This is a genomic window from Paracoccus fistulariae (assembly GCF_028553785.1).
Lineage (GTDB): Bacteria > Pseudomonadota > Alphaproteobacteria > Rhodobacterales > Rhodobacteraceae > Paracoccus > Paracoccus fistulariae.
Genome location: NZ_CP067136.1, coordinates 132,611 through 151,598, shown reverse-complemented (window position 1 = coordinate 151,598; position 18,988 = coordinate 132,611). Strand labels below are relative to the sequence as shown.

Sequence of the window (18,988 nt, the reverse complement as noted above, 5' to 3'; positions counted from 1 at the left end):
ATAGCGTCATCCCCCGCAGTTGCCCCTACCCCTTGCCGCGCCCTGCCCCGGCATGAGATAACGGGTCAAATCCGCACAAGAACAAGAGCAGGCCAGATGGCAGACGATCTTCTTTCCGCCGCCGATGCGCAGACCGACAGCTATTCCGCCGCCTCGATCGAGGTGCTGGAGGGGCTGGAGCCTGTCCGCAAGCGCCCCGGCATGTATATCGGCGGCACGGATGAGCGCGCGCTTCACCATCTGGTCGCCGAGATCCTCGACAACTCGATGGATGAGGCCGTGGCAGGCCATGCCAGCCGCATCGAGGTCGAGCTGCAGGACGATTACAGCGTGACGATCCGCGACAATGGCCGCGGCATTCCCATCGACCCGCATCCGAAATTTCCTGGCAAATCCGCGCTTGAGGTGATCCTGTGCACGCTGCATGCGGGCGGCAAGTTTTCGGGCGATGCCTATCAGACCTCGGGCGGGCTGCATGGCGTCGGCGCCTCGGTCGTGAATGCGCTGTCGGATCGGATGGTGGTGCAGGTCGCGCGCAACAAGGAACTGTTCGAACAGCGTTTCTCACGCGGGATCCCACAGGGGCCGGTCGAAAAGATCGGCGCCGCCCCGAACCGTCGCGGCACGACCGTCACCTTCCACGCGGATGAAGAGATTTTCGGCCATCACCGCTTCAAGCCCGCGCGGCTGTTGAAGATGGTGAAATCCAAGGCCTATCTGTTCTCGGGCGTCGAGATCCGCTGGAAATCCGCCATCGATGATGGCGAGACCCCGACCGAGGCGAGCTTCCATTTCCCCGGCGGTCTGGCCGATTACCTGACCGAGACCCTGACCGGCGCCAGCACCTATTCCGAGCGTCCCTTCGCAGGCAGCGTCGATTTCACCGAGCGTTTCAAGACGCCCGGCAAGGTCGATTGGGCGATCAACTGGACGCCGTCGCGCGACGGCTTCATCCAGTCCTATTGTAACACCGTGCCCACGCCCGAGGGCGGCACCCATGAGGCCGGCTTCTGGGCGGCGATCCTGAAGGGCATCCGCGCCTATGGCGAGCGGGTCAGCAACAAGAAGGCCGCCCAGGTCACGCGAGAGGATCTGATCGTCGGCGGTTGCGCCCTTGTCAGCTGCTTCATCCGAGAGCCGGAATTCGTCGGCCAGACCAAGGATCGTCTGGCCACGGTCGAGGCGCAGCGGCTGGTGGAAAACGCCGTTCGCGACCATTTCGACAACTGGCTGGCGGCGGATACGAAATCGGCCGGCGCGATTCTGGACTTCCTGGTCCTGCGCGCCGAAGAGCGTCTGCGCCGCAAGCAGGAAAAGGAAACCGCGCGCAAGACGGCAACGAAAAAGCTGCGCCTGCCGGGCAAGCTGGTCGATTGCAGCGCCACCAATCGCGACGGGACCGAGCTGTTCATCGTCGAGGGCGACAGCGCGGGCGGCAGCGCCAAGATGGCGCGCGACCGGGTCAATCAGGCGCTGCTGCCCCTGCGCGGCAAGATCCTGAACGTGCTGGGTGCGGCCAGTTCCAAACTGGGCCAGAACCAGGAAATCAACGATCTGTGTCAGGCGCTTGGCGTCGGCATGGGCACGAAATTCAATGTCGACGATCTGCGCTATGACAAGGTCATCATCATGACCGATGCCGATGTCGATGGCGCGCATATTGCCAGCCTGCTGATGACCTTCTTCTTTACCCAGATGCGCCCGATGATCGATCGCGGCCATCTGTATCTGGCCTGCCCGCCGCTGTACCGGCTGACGCAGGGCGCCCATCGCATCTATGTCTCGGACGATGCCGAGAAAGAGCGGATGATGGCCAAGGGACTGGGCGGAAAGGGAAAAATCGACGTGCAGCGATTCAAGGGTCTGGGCGAAATGGACGCCAAGGATCTGAAGGACACGACGATGAACCCCAAGACGCGCAAGCTGATCCGGGTCAGCATCGACGATGACGAAGGCGGCGAAACCGGCGATCTGGTCGAACGGCTGATGGGCAAGAAGCCGGAATTGCGCTTTGAATATATTCAGGAAAACGCGCGTTTCGCCGATGCGGATGAGTTGGATGTCTGATGGCCTGCCGGACGCGGGCCGTCCGCCGCTGCGCCTGACCGAGGATCACGTCCGTCGCGTCACCCGCCATGTCGAGGGGCCGCTGCATGACCCCGACTGGCAGATTCTGGACGAGGCGGATCTGGATCAGCTCAGCGCGGCGCTGATTGCGGACCGGCCCCGCCCGATCCCGATCTTTGCCTATGGATCGCTGATCTGGAACCCGGATTTCGCCGTGGGACGTCGATACCGGGCGCGGGCGCTTGGCTGGCATCGCGCCTTCAGCATCCCGCTGGACCGGTTTCGCGGCTCGCCCGAACAGCCGGGGCTGATGCTGGCGCTGGCCTCGGGCGGCGCGTGCGAGGGGCTTGTGCTGGAAATCCAGCCGGGCACCGAAACCGATTCGATGCGCTCGATCCTGGCCCGTGAACTGGTCGCGCGGGAACTGGCCGCGAATGCCTGCTGGATCACTATCGAGACCGATCAGGGCATCAGCGAGGCGCTGACCTTTTATGCCGATCCGGTGGGGATCGATCTGGCCGATCTGTCCATTGACGATCAGGCGCAGCGGCTGGCATTCGCCAATGGCGCGGCGGGATCGGGCAGCGAATATCTGCTGCGCACCGCACAGGGGCTGGATGCGGCGGGCCTTTATGATCCCTATATCTGGGAATTGCAGGAGCGCGTCGCCGCCGCGATCGAGCGTCAGGGCCCGGATCGCGCCTAAAACCGCATCCCGACCGAAAAGCTGACCTCTTCGCTGCCGATGCCAAAGCTGGCCGCGCCGAAGCTGAAGCCGATCAGGGCGCCGGTCGTGACCTGCGGGACGGTATGTTCGCCCGCGTGGATGCGGCTGTAGCCCGTCAGCGCCGCCGCGCCATAGCTGGCCGCACCCGCCGCCACATCATCGGCAAAGCATTTCCCCGCCAGATCCGAGGCCCCGAAAAACGCCGCCGCCGCGTGGCCCGACGGAAAGCCCCGCCCCTCACCCGTCGGGCGGCGCGAGATGGGCCGACCGTCGAAATAGCTTTTCATGCCCAGCACGATGGCCGCCTGCAACACGCCCCGGACCGCGAAATCCTCCAGCCGGTCATCGCGTTCGGCGCAGATGGCAGCGGCAAGCGGCAAGCCGTATTTCATCGCCGTACCAAAACTTTCCAGCGGATCCGCCGCCGCAGGCTGCGCCATCAGTGCAAGCGACAGACACAGACCCGCAGCGCGCATCAGGCATCCCCCAGCCGGATCACACGGTCCATCCGCTGCGCCAGATCCAGGTTATGCGTCGCGATCAGCGCCGACAGCCCGGTTTCGCGCACCAGCCCCATCAGCACATCGAAGACCCGATCCGAGGTCGCGGGATCCAGATTTCCCGTCGGCTCATCCGCCAGCAGCAGCGCGGGCGCATTGGCCAACGCGCGGCAAAAGGCCACCCGCTGCTGCTCTCCGCCCGACAGCGCGGCGGGGCGGTGATCGGCGCGATGCGACAGGCCCACACGCGCCAGCAGGTCAGCGGCGCGATCCGCCGCCGCGCGCTGCGCCGTGCCATTGGCAAGCTGGGGCAGAACGATATTCTCGGCGGCGCTGAATTCCGGCAGCAGGTGATGAAACTGATAGACGAAGCCCACATCGACGCGACGCGCCTCGGTCCGGGCCTTGTCGGGCAATCCGGTCATGTCGCGCCCGTTCAGCAGAACCTGTCCCGTGTCGGGCGTGTCCAGCAGCCCGGCAATATGCAGCAGCGTCGATTTCCCCGCGCCCGAGGGTGCGACCAGCGCCACGACCTCGCCCCGATCCACCGAAAGGTCGATCCCGTCCAGCACGGTGACGGGCGAGGGGCCGTCCTTGCCATAGGTCTTGGTGATCGCGTGAAGGCGCAGAACCTCATTCATAGCGCAAAGCCTCGACCGGGTTCATGCGCGCGGCGCGGCGCGCGGGGAAGATGGTGACGATGAAAGACAGGCCCAGCGACAGGGCCACCGCCCGAAAGATATCCCAGGCCCTGAGTTCCGCAGGCAGGCGGTAGATGCCGCGCACCTCTGGCTGCCAGGCGCCGCCGCTGGTGATCGCGTTCAGCGCCGCCATGATATTGTCGACATTCAGCGCCAGAAGAATCCCCAGGATCACCCCGGCGATGGTGCCGATCACCCCGGTAAAGGCACCGCAGAGGAAAAAGACACGCAGCACCGCGCCCTCGGTCAGGCCCATGGTGCGCAGGATGCCGATATCGCGGCCCTTGTTCTTGACCAGCATGATCAGCCCCGAGGTGATGTTCATCGAGGCGATCAGCACCAGCACCGACAGGATCACGAACATCACGTCATCCTCCATATCCAGCGCCGAAAGGAATGAGCCAGAGGCATCCTGCCATGTCCAGACCTGCGCCCCCTGCCCCGCCGCCTGCAGCAGCGGTAGCGTCCAGTCGCCGACCTGCTCGGGATCGCTGACGAAAACCTCGATCTCATCGGCGACGCCCTCGCGGTTGAAATAGCTCTGCGCCTCGGCGATGGGCATATAGATCCGGGTGCGGTCGATATCATAGCGACCGGCGCTGAAGATATAGGTGACGGTATAGGCGGTGATCCGTGGCGTGGTGCCAAAGGCGGTCTTGGCGCCTTCGGGGGCGATCAGCCGGATCTTGTCGCCCAGCCCGACAGCCAGTTCCCGCGCAATCCCCGAACCGATCGCGATGCCCTGATCGAAATCGTCCAGAGTGCCGACCGAGGTCTGCGGATCGACGATCCGGGGCATCGCCTCAAGATCCGCGCGCGAGACGCCGAACACCTCGGCCACGTTCGAGCTGTCATTGGCCGAGGCCATGACCTGCCCGCGAATGATCGCCGCCGTGCGGGTCACACCCGGCACCTGTGCCAGCGTCTTTGACATGGCATCGTAATCCGCGATCCGGCCGGGCACGACATAGACATCATCGGTATAGTCGTTGCTGATTTCCTGCGGCGCCATGTAGACGGTGGAATGGGCATTGGCGCCCAGGATCGTGTCCACGAATTCGGTGCGGAAACCGGCGCGCACCGCCAGCGTCGCGATCAGCGCCATCACGCCCAGGGCAATGCCGATCATGCTGATCCAGGTCATGACGCTGACCCCGCCCTCGGCCCGGCGGGCGCGCAGGTATCGCCAGGCGATCAGGAATTCATATCGGGAAAAGGGCGCGGGGCTGGACATCGGGTGGGGCCTTTGATTTGCGCGCAGACCCTAGCGGGCGGCCTGCAAAGATCAAGCCGACAATGCCGTGAATTCGGCAAATACCGATATTGCGGCGGGAAGGCGCAGATGCCACAAGATGTGGCATGGCCAAATCCGTCACCACCTTCACCTGTACCGCCTGCGGCGCGACCCACAAGAAATGGGCCGGGCGCTGCGATGCCTGCGGCGCCTGGAACACCATTATCGAAGAGGCGCCGCTGTCGCAGGGTCCCGGTCGCGGGTTGGGCGCGGCCAAGGGGCGCGCGGTGCCGCTGACCGGGCTGCACACGACCGAAGCGCCGCCGCCGCGCAAGCAATCGGGAATGGCCGAACTGGACCGCGTGCTGGGGGGCGGATTGGTGCCGGGCTCGGCCGTGCTTGTGGGGGGCGATCCGGGCATCGGCAAGTCCACCCTTCTGCTGCAGGGCGCGGCCGCCTTCGCCCGCGCCGGGCTGGATGCCGTCTATATCAGTGGCGAGGAAGCCAGCGCACAGGTCCGCATGCGGGCGCAGCGGCTGGGCCTGTCGGATGCGCCTGTCCGACTGGGATCGGACACCAATCTGCGCGATATCCTGACCACGCTGGACAGCGAACGCCCCGATCTGGCCATTATCGATTCCGTGCAGACCCTGTGGTCGGATCGGGTCGAGGCCGCGCCGGGCAGCGTGGCCCAGGTCCGTGCCGCCGCGCATGAGCTGGTGACCTTTGCCAAGCGGCGTGGCGTTTCTATCGTGATTGTCGGCCATGTCACCAAGGACGGCCAGATCGCCGGACCGCGCGTGGTCGAACATATGGTCGATACCGTGCTGTATTTCGAAGGCGAGCGCGGCCACCAGTTCCGCATCCTGCGCAGCGTCAAGAACCGCTTCGGCCCCGCCGATGAGATCGGGGTGTTCGAGATGACCGGCATGGGACTGGCCGAGGTCGCCAACCCGTCAGCCCTGTTCCTGTCCGAGCGCGGCCAGCCCATCGCGGGCGGCGCGGTTTTTGCCGGGATCGAGGGCACGCGCCCGGTGCTGACCGAAATTCAGGCGCTGGTCGCGCCCTCGACGCTGGCCAGTCCGCGCCGCACGGTGGTGGGGCTGGATAGCGGCCGGGTCAGCACCATCCTTGCCGTGCTGGAGGCGCGATGCGGCATCCCCTTTGCCGGGCTGGATGTGTTTCTGAACGTGGCAGGCGGCATGCGGGTCAGCGAACCCGCCGCCGATCTGGCAATTGCGGGCGCGCTGCTGTCGGCCAGAGAGGACAGCGCCCTGCCGCCAGAGGCCGTTCTTTTCGGGGAAATCAGCCTTTCGGGCGCTCTGCGACCTGTCGCTCAGGCGGAAAACAGGTTGAAAGAGGCGCGGAAACTTGGTTTTTCACAGGCGATTTTGCCCGATGCCCAAAAGGTAGAGGGCACGGACGGTACAAGTCTGCGACGGATTGCCGATCTGACTGGCTTCGTGGGTGAGGTTTTCGGCGCCGGCTGAACCGCCTGAAATGACAATGAAAACCGGCACAGGGACAAGACTATGGACGGTTTCACGATCATCGACGCAGTGGTGGCTGCTGTCATCATCCTCTCGGCCATTCTGGCATGGTCGCGCGGATTCGTGCGCGAATCGCTGGCCATTCTGGGCTGGATCGCGGCTGCGGTGCTGGCATTTATCTTTGCCGGACAGATGCGGCCGCTGATTGCGCAACTGCCCTATCTGGACAAATTTCTGGGCGATAGCTGCGAATTGGCAACAATTGCCGGTTTCGCCGTGGTCTTTGCGCTGGCGCTGGTGGTGTTTTCCATCCTGACGCCGCTGTTTTCCTCGGTCGTGCAGCGTTCGGCCCTTGGCGGGATCGATCAGGGCGCGGGGTTCCTGTTCGGCGTCGCGCGCGGCGTGCTGATCGTGGCCATTGCCTTTATCGTCTATGACCGGGTGATGACATCGCAGCAGGTGCCGATGGTCGAAAATTCACGCTCGGCCCAGGTGTTCGAGCGGATGCGCGGCCAGATGGACGAACAACTGCCCGATGATGCGCCAAGCTGGATCGTCAGCCGCTACGAACAGATGGTTCAGGGCTGCACCGCCACCGAAACCGTCTCGCCAACCGTCGCGCCCGAGGCCCCGGCAGGCAACTGATCCCCGGATCCGCTTTCCGGCCTGTGACAAATCCATGACGAAAAAGCGCCCCCGCCCTGCATGCGGGGGCGTGACTTTTTGTGTAAGCCACACTACATAGCCCCTGACAGCCCAAAGCTATTCAGGATGCCATGATGCAACCCTTTTTGGCCCATCCGTTCGATTCGGATCGCCTTCACGAAGAATGTGGCGTTTTCGGGGCGATCGGCGTGGCAGATGCCTCCAGCTTCGTCGCCCTTGGCCTGCACGCGCTGCAGCACCGGGGACAGGAGGCGGGCGGGATCGTGGCCTTCGACCCCGATCACGGGTTCAACAGCGCCCATCGTTTCGGCTATGTCCGGGACAATTTCACCAAAGCCGATGTCATGGACACGCTGCCCGGATCGCTGGCCATCGGCCATGTGCGCTATTCGACGGCGGGTTCAAAGGCGGCCACGGCGATCCGAGATGTGCAGCCCTTCTTCGGCGAGTTTCACATGGGCGGCTGCGCGGTGGCCCATAACGGCAATATCACCAATGCCGCCGCCCTGCGCCGCGAATTGATCGAGCGGGGCAGCATCTTCCAATCCTCATCCGACAGCGAATGCATCATCCACCTGATGGCGCGCTCGATCCAGCGCAACATTCCCGAACGGATGAAGGATGCGCTGCGCCGCGTCGAAGGCGCCTTCAGCGTCATTGCGATGACCCGCACCAAGCTGATCGGCGTGCGCGATTCGCTGGGCGTGCGGCCGCTGGTTCTGGGCAAGGTGGGCGATGATGGCTTCGTGCTGGCCTCGGAAACCTGTGCGCTGGACATCATCGGCGCCGAATTCGTGCGAGAGATCGAACCGGGCGAGATGGTCGTGATCACCAAGGGCAAGGTCGAATCCTCGCGCCCCTTCGGGCCGTCGACCGGACGTTTCTGCATCTTCGAACATGTCTATTTCAGCCGCCCCGATTCGATCATCGGCGGACGGTCGGTCTATGAGACCCGCCGCCAGATCGGCGTGGAACTGGCCCGCGAGGCCCCGATCGAGGCCGATCTGGTCTGCCCCGTGCCCGACAGCGGCACCCCGGCGGCCATCGGCTTCGCGCAGGAATCGGGCATTCCCTATGGCATGGGGATCATCCGCAACCAGTATATGGGCCGCACCTTCATCGAGCCGACGGACCAGATCCGCAATATGGGCGTGCGCCTGAAGCTGAACGTCAACCGCGCGCTGATCCGTGGCAAGCGGGTGGTGCTGGTCGATGACAGCGTGGTGCGCGGCACCACCAGCCGCAAGATCAAGGATATGATCATCGATGCCGGCGCTGCCGAGGTGCATTTCCGCATCGCCTCTCCGCCGACGGCATGGCCCTGTTTCTACGGCGTCGATACGCCGGATCGCGAAAAGCTGCTGGCCGCGAATATGACGCCCGAGGAAATGCGCGAATGGATCGGCGTGGATTCGCTGTCCTTCGTGTCGCTGGACGGCCTTTATCGCGCCGTGGGCGAGGCCAAGGGCCGCAATGACAAATGCCCGCAATATTGCGATGCCTGCTTCTCAGGCGATTATCCGGTCGCGCCCTTCGATCAGCTGGAGCGTGGTTTCAGCATGAAGCCCGGATCAGAGACAGCGATGAACGAGGCGGCGGAATAGGATCGGCCTCGCCGCCCGTCGCGGGTGGCTGCACGCGGTCGCCCTGCTAATCCCATCGTAACTACCGCCGCCTGACACGCGGCTGGCGATGTGGGCGCTTAAAGCGTTTCGGCTCAAGGGTGAGGCAGTCTTGCTTCGTGTCGAGCGTCTGCCCGCCGTGGGGCGGGCGGACGCGTGCCTGCCGCTGGCGCGACAGGCAGGCTGAGCGGGTATGTATCAACCCAAATCCGAAAAGCTCTAAATCAGCGGTCCGATCACGGTGAAGGCGTTGAACCAGATCCGCTTCCACGTCGGCCAGTTTTTCACCGCCTGCGGATCGACGGGGGTCGAGGATCTCAGATATTCCTGCTGTCTTGCACGCAGATCGCGGGTCAGCTTTGGATCCCGCACAAGGATATCATTCTCGAAATTCAGGTCGAAGCTGCGATAATCCAGATTGGTCGATCCGAACAGAACCATCTCGCCATCCACGGTCAGGATCTTCGAATGCAGCAAGCCGCCGTTATATTCGGCGATCTTGACGCCGGCCTCGGTCAGTTGCGGGTAATAGGCGCGGCTGGCGGGTCCGACAAAGCCGGAATCGTTGCGGCGCGGCACGTTCAGCGTCACATCCACCCCCGCCACCGCTGCGCCCATGATCGCATCGACGACGACCTCGCCGGGTGAGAAATAGGGCGTGGTCAGGATCACCTCGTGCCGCGCCTCCGAGATCAGGCGGGCGAAAAGCTGCGCGGTGACACCCTTGTGCAGCGTCGGCCCGGTGCCCACGACCTGCGCCGGAATGCCGTCCTCATAGGATGTCACCTCATAGCGCCAAGGCTCCAGATCGATGGGCTTATCCTCGAACCAGGTCTGCGCGTAAAGCAGGTCCATCTGCCGCGCCACCGGACCGTCGAACCGGACCATGACGTCGATCCAGGGGGCGTATTTCGGCTTGATCGGATAGAAGAAATTGGTGCAGTTCTGGCTGCCGCAATGAAGGATCTGCCCGTCGATCACCGTGATCTTGCGGTGATTGCGCAGATCCAGCCGACGCATATAGGCTGTCACAAAGGGGTTGCCGATCGGCAAGGCGACCTGCGTTTCGATCCCGGCGGCTTTCATCTCCTTCCATGTCTGCGACGTCAAAAAGGCGCGGGACCCGATCTGATCGACGCCCGCACGCACCTTTACGCCGCGCTTCACCGCCCGCATCAGCGCCTGAGCCACCGCGCGCCCTGTCTCATCATCGACCCAGATATAATAGAAAACGTTAATAAATCGTGTCGCGCCGTCGAAATCCTCGATCATCCGCGCGCGCTGCTCATCCGGGCTGTCCAGCAGCTCCGCCCGGTTGCCCTGTGTCACGCCAAAGCCGTTGATGGCCGTCGCAAAGCTGCTGGCCGGACCGTATTTGCTTGCATCCGGGGCATCGCCGCTGGCCCGGACAAGCTCTGCCGTGGCCTTTTCGGCCATGCGATGCGCCCGCCCGGCGCGGCCGTTGAAGCGGATCGTTGCGTAAAGGAAATACAGCACGATGCCTGCGAAGGGCAGAACCAGCAGCGTGAAAATCCAGGCAATTCTGGTGGTTGAGCTCAGATCCTGACGAGACAGCGCGTGCAGGGTCAGCGATATGAAGATGACCATATGCACGAAGGTAAGAAATGTAAGCATCTGTGAATGATCCCCCTCAACCTGAGGGCGATGGTAACGATCCACCCGCGCGGGGCAAGGCGAGGAATTTTGCCTTGGGGCGGTTCAGCACGGATCCGCGGTCACGATCGTCAGCGCGGCAGGATCGTTTCCAGCGGGTCGTACCAGGCGGCATGCAGCCCCCAGACGGCCCGCGCCAGCGTCGAGGGCTTGTGCCGCAGCCGCGCCAGTTCCGGCCGCGTGACCCAGCAATAGCGGTTCACGACCTTTTCGGGATCTTCCAGCCGGACCGTATCGCCGCCCGGCAGGCTGGCGCGAAAGATCATGTCGATCTGGTGAAAGCCGCTGTCGGGATCGTGGAACTCATTGATCAGGATCGGCGCGCCGACCTTGATGTCCAGCCCGGTTTCCTCGCGCACCTCGCGGATCAGGTTTTCGGGCAGCGACTGGCCGGTCTCGACCCCGCCGCCGGGCAATGTCCACAGATCCGAATCCTGCCCCGGATAGGCATTGACCATCAGCAACCGCTCTTCCCGAAGGATCGCGGCGCGGACGGCCAGTCGCGGGCGGCCCGGCTTCATCCGGTGATCCGGTTGACATGCCCCATCTTGCGGCCGGGCCGGGGCGCGCCCTTGCCGTATAGATGGAGCTGGGTGTTCGGGCTCTGCAGCAGTTCAGGGACGCGGGCCACATCCTCGCCGATCAGGTTTTCCATCACCACATCGGCATAGCGCTTGCCATCGCCCAGCGGCAGCCCGGCCACCGCGCGGATATGCTGTTCGAACTGATCCACGGCGCAACCGGCCTGGGTCCAATGGCCGGAATTATGCACGCGCGGGGCGATCTCATTCACGATCAGCCCGGCAGGCGTCACGAACAGCTCGACCCCAAGAACGCCAATGTAATCAAGTGCATTGGCAATCCGGGCGGCGATCAGAACGGCATCGGTCGTGGCGCGCGCGGGCAGGCCGCAGGGCACCGTGGTCGTATGCAGGATGCCGTCGCGATGCACATTCAGCCCTGGATCGAAGGCCGCCACCCGGCCATCCTCACCCCGCGCGATGATCACGCTGATCTCGGCACTGAAATCGACAAAGCCTTCCAGGACCGAGGGCGCGCCGGTCCATTCCGCCGTGGCCGGATCCGTGATCCGCACCTGCCCCTTGCCATCATAGCCAAGACGCCGCGTTTTCAGGATCGAGGGCGCGCCGATCTGCCCGATGGCCCCGGCCAGCGCGGCTTCGTCAGGCACATCGGCAAAGGGCGCGGTCGCCAGCCCGATCTCATTCAGAAAGCTCTTTTCGCTCAGCCGGTCCTGCGACACGGCCAGCGCGCGCCGGTTCGGACGGATCGGGCGGATCGATTCCAGCAGATCCAGCGCCGAGGTCGGCACGTTTTCAAACTCATAGGTGATCACATCGACGGAATCGGCGAAGGCGCGCAGCGCGGCCTCATCCTCGTAAGGAGCGGTGGTGACCTGATGGGCGACATCGGCAGCAGGCGCGGCGCCCGGCTCGTAGATATGGCAGCGCAGGCCCAGACGGCTGGCCGCGACCGACAGCATCCGACCCAGCTGGCCGCCGCCAAGAATTCCGATGGTGCGGATCTCAGTCATCCGAAGGCTCCTCGGGGATCGAGGCTGACAGCGCCTCGCGCCAATCCTCCACCCGCTGTGCCAGATCCGGGTCGCTGATGGCCAGAATCCCTGCCGCCATCAGCCCGGCATTGGCCGCCCCCGCCGATCCGATGGCCATGGTCGCGACCGGAAAGCCCTTGGGCATCTGCAGGATGGAATAAAGCGAATCCACCCCCGACAGCGCCCGCGTCTGCACCGGCACGCCGATCACCGGCACGCGGGTTTTCGACGCCATCATCCCCGGCAGATGCGCCGCGCCCCCGGCCCCGGCAATGATCACCTTCAACCCGCGCGATACCGCGGTCTTGCCGTAATCCCACAGCCGGTCCGGCGTGCGATGGGCGCTGACGATGCGGGCCTCATAGCCGATCCCCAATTCGTCCAGAATTGTCGCAGCCTCGCGCATGGTGGGCCAGTCGGACTGGCTGCCCATGATGATCCCGACCGGTTTGTCCATCGCTTGCCCCCGTTCTTGCTGCAAAAGGCCATAACCCGCAGGCCCGCGCTTCGCAATCTCAGGCAATGATATCGGGGGTCAGTTCATCCTCAAGCCGTGCAATTTTATCCTTCAGCACCAGCTTTTGCTTCTTCAGTCGCTGCAGCGCCAGCGATGAGGTCAGTTGCTGATCCGACAGCGCGGCGATGGCCTCGTCCAGATCGCGATGCTCGCAGCGCAGCGCCGTCAGCTTCGAGCGGACGATTTCCTCGTGCGACATGGTATTCTGCTTATTCATCTGGCGGCTCTGCTGGACAAGTTGATGGTATTTTAACTGTTTATACGCAGTCTGGGGCAATGTGTTAACCGAATCCTGCGGGGGAGCGATCACTATTTGACGACATCGTTAACAAACCATCGCCTGCCCCTGCGGCAGCCGTCCGGGGACTTGTTTCATGCGACTTTCATCCACATATTCATGCCAAGCGGGTCGCCGAACGGGGCCTGTCATCACCAGTCGCTTAGAACTCGAAGGGCTGAATATGAGCAAGATTTCACTGGGCGCGCATCCCTATCTTCTGGGGTTCGATCAGCTTGAACGGCTGGCCGAGCGTGCCGCCAAAGGTGCCGAGGGCTATCCGCCCTATAATATCGAGCATGTGGCACCGGATGGTTTCAGGATCAGCCTTGCCGTCGCAGGGTTTTCCGAAGACGACCTGACTGTCACGATCGAGGATCGCCAGCTTGTCGTGCGCGGTCGCATGGCCGAACCCGATGAGGATCGCGTTTTCCTGCACCGTGGCATCGCGGGCCGCGCCTTCCAGCGCAGCTTCGTGCTGGCTGACGGGGTCGAGGTCGTGGCGGCCTCGATGGAAAACGGCTTGCTTCATGTCGATCTGCGCCGCGTCGCCACGCAGCAGGTCGTCCAGACCATTCCGATCAGCCGCAAATAAGGGGATCATCATGGATACCAAATTCGATTTCGGCGAAACCGACGCCGCAAACAACACCGTCTATATCCGCTCGGTCGAGACCAGCACGCTGCCGCATGAGATCCGGGAACAGATCCCGGGTGTCGAGATACTCTATGCCATGTGCGATGCCGATGGCGAACGCCTGGCGCTGGTCCGCGACCGGTCGCAGGCCTTCATGCTGGCGCGCCAGAACGAATTGACGCCGGTCAGCGTTCACTGAACCGCACCGGACGGACACGGCCCCCGCCCGCATGCCCTGCGGCGGGGGTTTTTCTTGCGCTCAGGCCCCCTCGAAGGCGCCCGCCTTTCGCAGCAGATGACTGCGAAGCGACAGGACGATCAGCACCCCGGAAAAAGCCGCAAGCGGGTACAGCAATCCCTGCTGCATCGCGCCCGGATAATCACCCGCATTCTGCGGCAGCTGCAGAAAGGCAAAGAACAGGCTGGAGGTCATCGCAATGCCCATCGCGGTGCCGGTCTGCTGAAAGGTCTGCATGGTGCCCGCGCCCGCCCCGGCGTCATTGCCGGGCACGGAATTCAGCACCAGCTGGAACATCGGCGGAATCAGCAGCCCGGCGCCAAAACCACCCAGGGCCAGCGGCGCGACAAAGACCAGCGCCGTGAAGGGCTGCGGCGGTTCGCCCGCGACGTGGCGCAGATACAGCATCGCGCAGAACAGGCAGGCCGTCCCCACCGCGATACGCCGCACCAGACCGCGCTGCCCGAAACGCCCCGTGACCGTGCTGCCCAGCATCAGCGCCAGCGGAAAGGGCGCCGTCGTCATCCCCGATTGCAGCGGCGTCAGCCCGAATCCCGTCTGCAGATAGATCGCCAGCACCAGAAACATGCCCGGAATGGCCGAAAAATGCAGCATGACCATCAGCAGCCCGGACATATAGCTGGTGCTGCGCATCAGGCGCATGGGCAAAAGCTGCGTACGCCCCGCGCGCTCCAGCCGGATCTGGCGGTGAATGAACAGCCATGCCATCGGTAGCGCGCCCGTCAGCATCGCAATGCACCACCAGGGCCAGTTCAGCTGCGTGCCCTCGATCACCGGCAGGACGATCAGGGTGATGGTCAGCGAAAACAGCACGACTCCGGGCCAGTCGATGGTCATCGCCACATCGGATCTGATCTCCGGGATCAGCCGCATGCCGAACAGGACCGCGCCCAGCCCGACCGGCAGATTGACCAGAAAGATCGGTCGCCAGCCCAGGCCCCACAGATCCGCCCCGATCAGCGCCCCGCCCAGCATCGGGCCCGACACGGCGCCCACGCTGATCATGACCGCAGACAGCGACAGCGCTTTGGCCTTGGCGTCGGGTTCGAACATCACATGGATCAGCGCCATCACCTGCGGCACCATCATCGATGCGCCGAACCCCTGCAAGGCGCGGGCGGCGATCAGCGTCGGCATGCTCTGCGCCAGACCGCAAAGCGCCGAGGCCAGCGTGAACAGGCCGATCCCCCACAGAAACAGCCTCTTGCGGCCCAGCATGTCGCCAAAGCGGCCAAAGGGCAGCAGCCCGGCCGCAAAGGCCAGCACATAGCCCGCCGCCACCCATTCGGTCTGTGCGGGCGTGGCCCCCAGATCCGCCCGGATCGAGGGCAGAGCGACATTCACGATGGTCACGTCGATCAGGTTCATGAAATTCCCCAGCAGCAGCACGACGGCGGCCGCCCAGGGGTTGTAATTTTGATCGGTCATTGCGTGTTTGCCCCAAAAATGCGCGCACAGCCGGGCGTAAAAAAGAAACAGCCCCGCCTTGTTACGGGCGGGGCTGCGAAAAGGGAATGTCTGAAAAGGAATGCCGGAGGGCTTAGCGCAGACCGATAAGGCCCATGCTTTCCAGCGTCAGAAGCACCTCATGCGCGGCGCTGTCGACGTCGATGCCCTGCGTATCGACGCGCAGTTCCGGATTGGTCGGCTCTTCATAAGGGTCCGAGATCCCGGTGAATTCCTTGATCTTGCCCTCGCGCGCCAGCTTGTACAGGCCCTTGCGGTCGCGGCGCTCGCATTCTTCCAGGCTGGTCGAGACATGGACCTCGGCAAAGGCGCCATATTGTTCAACCATCTCGCGCACGGCGCGGCGGGTCGCGGTATAGGGCGCGATGGGCGCACAGATGGCGATGCCGCCATTCTTGGTGATTTCCGAGGCGACATAGCCGATACGCTTGATGTTGATGTCGCGGTGTTCCTTGGAAAAGCCCAGCTCGCTGGACAGGTGCTTGCGCACCACATCGCCGTCCAGCAGCGTCACGGGACGCCCGCCCATCTCCATCAGCTTGACCATCAGCGCATTGGCGACGGTCGATTTGCCCGAGCCCGACAGGCCGGTGAAGAAGACCGTAAAGCCCTGCTGCGCGCGCGGCGGAGAGTTGCGGCGCAATTCGCGCACGACCTCGGGGAAGCTGAACCATTCGGGGATGTCCAGACCCTCGCGCAGGCGGCGGCGCAATTCGGTGCCGCTGATGTTCAGGACGGTGACGCCCTCTTCGATCTCGTCTGCGGGTTCGTATTGGGCGCGCTCCTGCACATAGACCATATGCTTGAAGTCGACCATCTCGACGCCGATTTCATCCTCATACTGACGGAACAGGTCCTGCGCGTCATAGGGGCCATAGAAATCCTCGCCCGCGCTGTTCTTGCCGGGGCCGGCATGGTCGCGGCCGACGATGAAATGGGTGGCGCCGTGGTTGCGGCGGATGATGCCGTGCCACACCGCTTCGCGCGGGCCGGCCATGCGCATGGCCAGGTTCAGCAGCGACAGCGTGGTGGTGGCCTGCGGATATTTGTCCAGCACCGCCTCGTAGCAGCGCACGCGGGTAAAGTGATCGACATCGCCGGGCTTCGTCATGCCGACGACGGGATGGATCATCAGGTTGGCCTGGGCTTCACGCGCGGCGCGGAAGGTCAGTTCCTGATGGGCGCGGTGCAGCGGATTGCGGGTCTGGAAGACCACGACGCGCTGCCAGTTCAGCTTCTTGAACATCGCGCGCAATTCGTTGGGCGTATTGCGGCGGGCGCGGAAATCGTAATGCGTCGGCTGTTGCAGACCCTTGACCGGGCCGCCCAGATAGACCGGGCCTGCGACGTTATGCAGGTAGTTCACGGCCGGATGGGCCAGATCGTCGGCGCCAAAGACCTTTTCGGCCTCCAGCGACTTGTTCGGCACCCATTTATCGGTGACCGACATGACCGCCAGAATGACGCCTTCCTGATCGCGCAGCGCGATATCGGTGCCCGGCTCCAGCCCTTCGGCGAATTTCTCGGACACGTCCAGCGTGATCGGCATCGGCCACAGCGACCCATCGCTCAGCCGCATCTCATTCACGACGCCATCGTAATCGGCCTGCGTCAGGAACCCTTTCAGCGGGCTGAAACCGCCATTCATCAGCAGTTCAAGATCGCAGATCTGGCGCGGGCTCAGATCCCAGCTGGGCATATTGCCGGCGTCATCTTTCAGCGCGGCAGAGGCCTCGGGCGAGACATAGAGTTCGGGGATCGGCAGGTGGTTCGGGTTTGTCATCTGGGTGCTCGGTCAACTTCGGAAGCGTTACATCGGCGGCCGGCCACTGGGACCGGCGCTACTTGCCGCCGCGAATAGACCTCTGCGCCCTGACAATCAACCTTGGGCCATCTGATTTCGCCGATTCCCGCTGCAAGGCCGCAATACCGTCACTGCATGGGGATCGGGGGGCTATCGACCCTCGCAGATGCGGAACCGGGGCAAAGGCAGGTCGTCCAGTTCATGCGGGTTCATGCGGCGCAGGTCGGGGTGATCCAGCGGATCGCAAGGCGGCAGGGGCGGGGCCAGACGCCGAAGAAGGCGGCGTCCAAGATGGCGGAGTATCTGTGTCATGGGTTAAATATAGATGTTCGCGCACCCAACTGGGATTGTGAAGATTGCGCATCTGTTTTAGATTTTCTAAATGCATGACCTGAACCGTATCGCGTTGAACGGGCTGCGCGCCATCGAAGCGGTGGGCCGTCTGGGCAGCCTGAACGCCGCCGCGGCAGAGCTTGGCGTGACGCCCGGCGCGCTGAGCCAGCGCATCTCGCGGACCGAGGCGCAGCTGGGCCAGCCGGTCTTTCATCGCAGCGCGCAGGGCCTGCGTCCGACCGAAACCGGGGCGCTGATCGTTGCAAGATTGTCGCGCGGCATGGCAGAACTGGCCGCCGCCGTGGCGCTGGCCGATCCGCTGCAGGACGATGTTCTGAACATTTCCGCCGCGCCGCTTTTCGCCAGCCGCTGGCTGATCTGGCGCCTGCCGCGCTTTCAGGCGGCCCATCCCGATATCCGCGTCCGGATCGAGCCTTCGGTGCAGATGGCCATGCCGGGTCTGGGCGGGATCGATATCGCCCTGCGCGTGGGCCGGGGGGACTGGCCGGGGCTGCGGTCCGAAAAGATGCTGGACCAGCGGGTGATGCCGGTCTGCGCCCCCGCGCTGGCCGCGCGCATCCGCGAACCGGCGGATCTGCTGAGCCTGCCCGTGATCCGCGAGAACGACCGGCTGCAGGGGTGGCGTGAATGGCTGGCGCCGCATGGCCTGTCGCCCGGGGATCTGCGCGACGGGCCGGAATATGCCGATGGCGGAATCTGCGTCGATGCGGCGATTTCGGGTCAGGGTCTGTTCATGGCGTGGGAGACCCTGGCCGCCGATCCGCTGGCCGATGGACGCCTGTCAGCCCCCCTGCCCGGCCGCGCCGAGACAGGTCAGGGCTATTGGTTCGTCACCGCCACCCAAGGCCGTCGCAAGCCTGCCATTGCCCGGTTTCGCGACTGGCTGCGGCGGGAATTGCGTCACGGCCCCGATCACAGCTTGCGGCTGTCATAGGCCCAGTGCAGCAGCGCCTGACGCTGGCGCGGACGGCAGGACAGATCGCCCGTATCGCAGGCGGATCGCAATTGCCCGACATGGCGACGCATCGCCCGCCAGCGGCCGATCTGGCGTTCATCATCGTCATGCCTGCGGCCCATGAAATAGCGGCAATACCACTGGAACCATCCGCGCGGGTCATCCTGATGCAGCCACCCTTTGCGCTGCCATTCCGACAGCGGCTGGCTGGCATGGATGCCGAAATAGTTCAGTTCCTTGTCAGGCTTGCCCGGCGACAGTTTCGCCTCCTCGAACCAGTCGGCGGGAAACTCGTCACGACAATCGGTCATGTAGCAGCCGCCAAAGACGCCAAGCTCCAGCATCTGCGCAGGTGTCAGATCGGGCGAAAACCCCTCGGCGAAATCCTCGCCCATGGGGGCAGACAGGGCGTAGGAATAGCCCTGCTGCATCTTGTCATCAACCTGAACGCGGCGCGTCAC

The 18,988-nt window shown here is 64.0% G+C and carries 19 protein-coding genes; 8 read left to right on the top strand and 11 right to left on the bottom strand.

Translation table 11 applies throughout. The features are described 5' to 3' along the window. Positions 1-96 precede the first annotated feature (96 nt). Positions 97-2,067: a DNA topoisomerase IV subunit B gene (gene parE / locus JHX87_RS00795; RefSeq protein WP_271884418.1), complete on the top strand. Its 1,971-nt coding sequence runs from the start codon at positions 97-99 to the stop codon at positions 2,065-2,067. Continuing rightward, positions 2,060-2,773: a gamma-glutamylcyclotransferase gene (locus JHX87_RS00790; protein ID WP_271884416.1), complete on the top strand. Its 714-nt coding sequence runs from the start codon at positions 2,060-2,062 to the stop codon at positions 2,771-2,773. Before parE ends, JHX87_RS00790 begins: the two co-directional genes overlap by 8 nt. Here the strand turns inward: JHX87_RS00790 and JHX87_RS00785 are convergent. Genes JHX87_RS00785 through JHX87_RS00775 form a run of 3 tightly spaced genes read right to left on the bottom strand, consistent with a single transcriptional unit; the run spans position 2,770 to position 5,229 of the window. Beyond that, positions 2,770-3,270 (bottom strand): phosphatase PAP2 family protein, encoded by a 501-nt coding sequence (locus tag JHX87_RS00785; protein ID WP_271884414.1) that lies wholly within the window; start codon positions 3,268-3,270, stop codon positions 2,770-2,772. The two genes, JHX87_RS00790 and JHX87_RS00785, sit on opposite strands and share 4 nt — an antisense overlap. Then, positions 3,270-3,935 (bottom strand): ABC transporter ATP-binding protein, encoded by a 666-nt coding sequence (locus JHX87_RS00780; protein ID WP_271884413.1) that lies wholly within the window; start codon positions 3,933-3,935, stop codon positions 3,270-3,272. The genes JHX87_RS00785 and JHX87_RS00780 overlap by 1 nt, the downstream gene beginning before the upstream one ends. Further along, complete coding sequence (locus JHX87_RS00775) at positions 3,928-5,229, bottom strand: lipoprotein-releasing ABC transporter permease subunit (RefSeq protein WP_271884412.1); 1,302 nt, start codon at positions 5,227-5,229, stop codon at positions 3,928-3,930. The genes JHX87_RS00780 and JHX87_RS00775 overlap by 8 nt, the downstream gene beginning before the upstream one ends. Before the next feature lie 125 nt (positions 5,230-5,354). On the opposite strand from JHX87_RS00775, the gene radA reads away from it, so the two are divergent. The 3 genes from radA to purF all read left to right on the top strand — a co-directional run bounded on the left by radA (position 5,355) and on the right by purF (position 8,989). Continuing rightward, the gene (gene radA / locus JHX87_RS00770) at positions 5,355-6,719 is read left to right on the top strand and encodes a DNA repair protein RadA (RefSeq protein WP_271884411.1); all 1,365 of its coding nucleotides are present in this window, start codon (positions 5,355-5,357) and stop codon (positions 6,717-6,719) included. 42 nt (positions 6,720-6,761) lie between these two features. Beyond that, positions 6,762-7,364, top strand: a complete 603-nt coding sequence (locus JHX87_RS00765; RefSeq protein ID WP_271884410.1) for a CvpA family protein — start codon at positions 6,762-6,764, stop codon at positions 7,362-7,364. A 134-nt stretch (positions 7,365-7,498) separates the two neighbouring features. Beyond that, a complete protein-coding gene (purF, locus tag JHX87_RS00760) occupies positions 7,499-8,989 on the top strand; it encodes an amidophosphoribosyltransferase (protein WP_271884409.1) in 1,491 nt (496 codons plus the stop codon). A gap of 237 nt (positions 8,990-9,226) precedes the next feature. On the opposite strand, the gene cls is transcribed toward purF, so the two are convergent. The 5 genes from cls to JHX87_RS00735 all read right to left on the bottom strand — a co-directional run bounded on the left by cls (position 9,227) and on the right by JHX87_RS00735 (position 12,991). Then, positions 9,227-10,642: a cardiolipin synthase gene (gene cls, locus JHX87_RS00755; RefSeq protein ID WP_271884408.1), complete on the bottom strand. Its 1,416-nt coding sequence runs from the start codon at positions 10,640-10,642 to the stop codon at positions 9,227-9,229. 110 nt (positions 10,643-10,752) lie between these two features. Then, positions 10,753-11,202: an NUDIX domain-containing protein gene (locus JHX87_RS00750; protein ID WP_271884407.1), complete on the bottom strand. Its 450-nt coding sequence runs from the start codon at positions 11,200-11,202 to the stop codon at positions 10,753-10,755. Beyond that, a complete protein-coding gene (locus JHX87_RS00745) occupies positions 11,199-12,236 on the bottom strand; it encodes a 5-(carboxyamino)imidazole ribonucleotide synthase (protein WP_271884406.1) in 1,038 nt (345 codons plus the stop codon). The genes JHX87_RS00750 and JHX87_RS00745 overlap by 4 nt, the downstream gene beginning before the upstream one ends. Beyond that, on the bottom strand, positions 12,229-12,714 hold the full coding sequence (gene purE / locus JHX87_RS00740) for a 5-(carboxyamino)imidazole ribonucleotide mutase (protein WP_271884405.1): 486 nt from the start codon (positions 12,712-12,714) through the stop codon (positions 12,229-12,231). The genes JHX87_RS00745 and purE overlap by 8 nt, the downstream gene beginning before the upstream one ends. Before the next feature lie 58 nt (positions 12,715-12,772). Next, a complete protein-coding gene (locus JHX87_RS00735; protein WP_271884404.1) occupies positions 12,773-12,991 on the bottom strand; it encodes a YdcH family protein in 219 nt (72 codons plus the stop codon). A gap of 244 nt (positions 12,992-13,235) precedes the next feature. On the opposite strand from JHX87_RS00735, the gene JHX87_RS00730 reads away from it, so the two are divergent. Both JHX87_RS00730 and JHX87_RS00725 read left to right on the top strand, forming a co-directional pair. Beyond that, positions 13,236-13,646: an Hsp20 family protein gene (locus JHX87_RS00730; protein ID WP_271884403.1), complete on the top strand. Its 411-nt coding sequence runs from the start codon at positions 13,236-13,238 to the stop codon at positions 13,644-13,646. A 10-nt stretch (positions 13,647-13,656) separates the two neighbouring features. Next, complete coding sequence (locus JHX87_RS00725) at positions 13,657-13,887, top strand: DUF1150 family protein (RefSeq protein WP_271884402.1); 231 nt, start codon at positions 13,657-13,659, stop codon at positions 13,885-13,887. 60 nt (positions 13,888-13,947) lie between these two features. On the opposite strand, the gene JHX87_RS00720 is transcribed toward JHX87_RS00725, so the two are convergent. Next, entirely contained in the window at positions 13,948-15,375 is a 1,428-nt protein-coding gene (locus JHX87_RS00720) for an MFS transporter (protein ID WP_271884401.1), read from the bottom strand. 112 nt (positions 15,376-15,487) lie between these two features. Then, positions 15,488-17,197, bottom strand: coding sequence for a bifunctional sulfate adenylyltransferase/adenylylsulfate kinase (locus JHX87_RS00715; protein ID WP_271884400.1), 1,710 nt, complete (start codon positions 17,195-17,197; stop codon positions 15,488-15,490). Positions 17,198-17,600: 403 nt separating this feature from the next. Between JHX87_RS00715 and JHX87_RS00710 the strand changes: the two genes are divergently transcribed. Next, positions 17,601-18,506, top strand: coding sequence for a LysR substrate-binding domain-containing protein (locus JHX87_RS00710; protein WP_271884399.1), 906 nt, complete (start codon positions 17,601-17,603; stop codon positions 18,504-18,506). Here JHX87_RS00710 and JHX87_RS00705 read toward each other — a convergent pair. After that, positions 18,485-18,988 (bottom strand): hypothetical protein, encoded by a 504-nt coding sequence (locus tag JHX87_RS00705; RefSeq protein ID WP_271884398.1) that lies wholly within the window; start codon positions 18,986-18,988, stop codon positions 18,485-18,487. The two genes, JHX87_RS00710 and JHX87_RS00705, sit on opposite strands and share 22 nt — an antisense overlap.

What these genes read in the sequence shown, in the direction of transcription:
- parE (WP_271884418.1), top strand. Translation starts at nt 97, where the DNA reads ATGGCAGACGATCTTCTTTCCGCCGCCGATGCGCAGACCGACAGCTAT.
- JHX87_RS00790 (WP_271884416.1), top strand. Translation starts at nt 2,060, where the DNA reads ATGTCTGATGGCCTGCCGGACGCGGGCCGTCCGCCGCTGCGCCTGACC.
- JHX87_RS00785 (WP_271884414.1), bottom strand. Translation starts at nt 3,270, where the DNA reads ATGCGCGCTGCGGGTCTGTGTCTGTCGCTTGCACTGATGGCGCAGCCT.
- JHX87_RS00780 (WP_271884413.1), bottom strand. Translation starts at nt 3,935, where the DNA reads ATGAATGAGGTTCTGCGCCTTCACGCGATCACCAAGACCTATGGCAAG.
- JHX87_RS00775 (WP_271884412.1), bottom strand. Translation starts at nt 5,229, where the DNA reads ATGTCCAGCCCCGCGCCCTTTTCCCGATATGAATTCCTGATCGCCTGG.
- radA (WP_271884411.1), top strand. Translation starts at nt 5,355, where the DNA reads ATGGCCAAATCCGTCACCACCTTCACCTGTACCGCCTGCGGCGCGACC.
- JHX87_RS00765 (WP_271884410.1), top strand. Translation starts at nt 6,762, where the DNA reads ATGGACGGTTTCACGATCATCGACGCAGTGGTGGCTGCTGTCATCATC.
- purF (WP_271884409.1), top strand. Translation starts at nt 7,499, where the DNA reads ATGCAACCCTTTTTGGCCCATCCGTTCGATTCGGATCGCCTTCACGAA.
- cls (WP_271884408.1), bottom strand. Translation starts at nt 10,642, where the DNA reads ATGCTTACATTTCTTACCTTCGTGCATATGGTCATCTTCATATCGCTG.
- JHX87_RS00750 (WP_271884407.1), bottom strand. Translation starts at nt 11,202, where the DNA reads ATGAAGCCGGGCCGCCCGCGACTGGCCGTCCGCGCCGCGATCCTTCGG.
- JHX87_RS00745 (WP_271884406.1), bottom strand. Translation starts at nt 12,236, where the DNA reads ATGACTGAGATCCGCACCATCGGAATTCTTGGCGGCGGCCAGCTGGGT.
- purE (WP_271884405.1), bottom strand. Translation starts at nt 12,714, where the DNA reads ATGGACAAACCGGTCGGGATCATCATGGGCAGCCAGTCCGACTGGCCC.
- JHX87_RS00735 (WP_271884404.1), bottom strand. Translation starts at nt 12,991, where the DNA reads ATGAATAAGCAGAATACCATGTCGCACGAGGAAATCGTCCGCTCGAAG.
- JHX87_RS00730 (WP_271884403.1), top strand. Translation starts at nt 13,236, where the DNA reads ATGAGCAAGATTTCACTGGGCGCGCATCCCTATCTTCTGGGGTTCGAT.
- JHX87_RS00725 (WP_271884402.1), top strand. Translation starts at nt 13,657, where the DNA reads ATGGATACCAAATTCGATTTCGGCGAAACCGACGCCGCAAACAACACC.
- JHX87_RS00720 (WP_271884401.1), bottom strand. Translation starts at nt 15,375, where the DNA reads ATGACCGATCAAAATTACAACCCCTGGGCGGCCGCCGTCGTGCTGCTG.
- JHX87_RS00715 (WP_271884400.1), bottom strand. Translation starts at nt 17,197, where the DNA reads ATGACAAACCCGAACCACCTGCCGATCCCCGAACTCTATGTCTCGCCC.
- JHX87_RS00710 (WP_271884399.1), top strand. Translation starts at nt 17,601, where the DNA reads ATGCATGACCTGAACCGTATCGCGTTGAACGGGCTGCGCGCCATCGAA.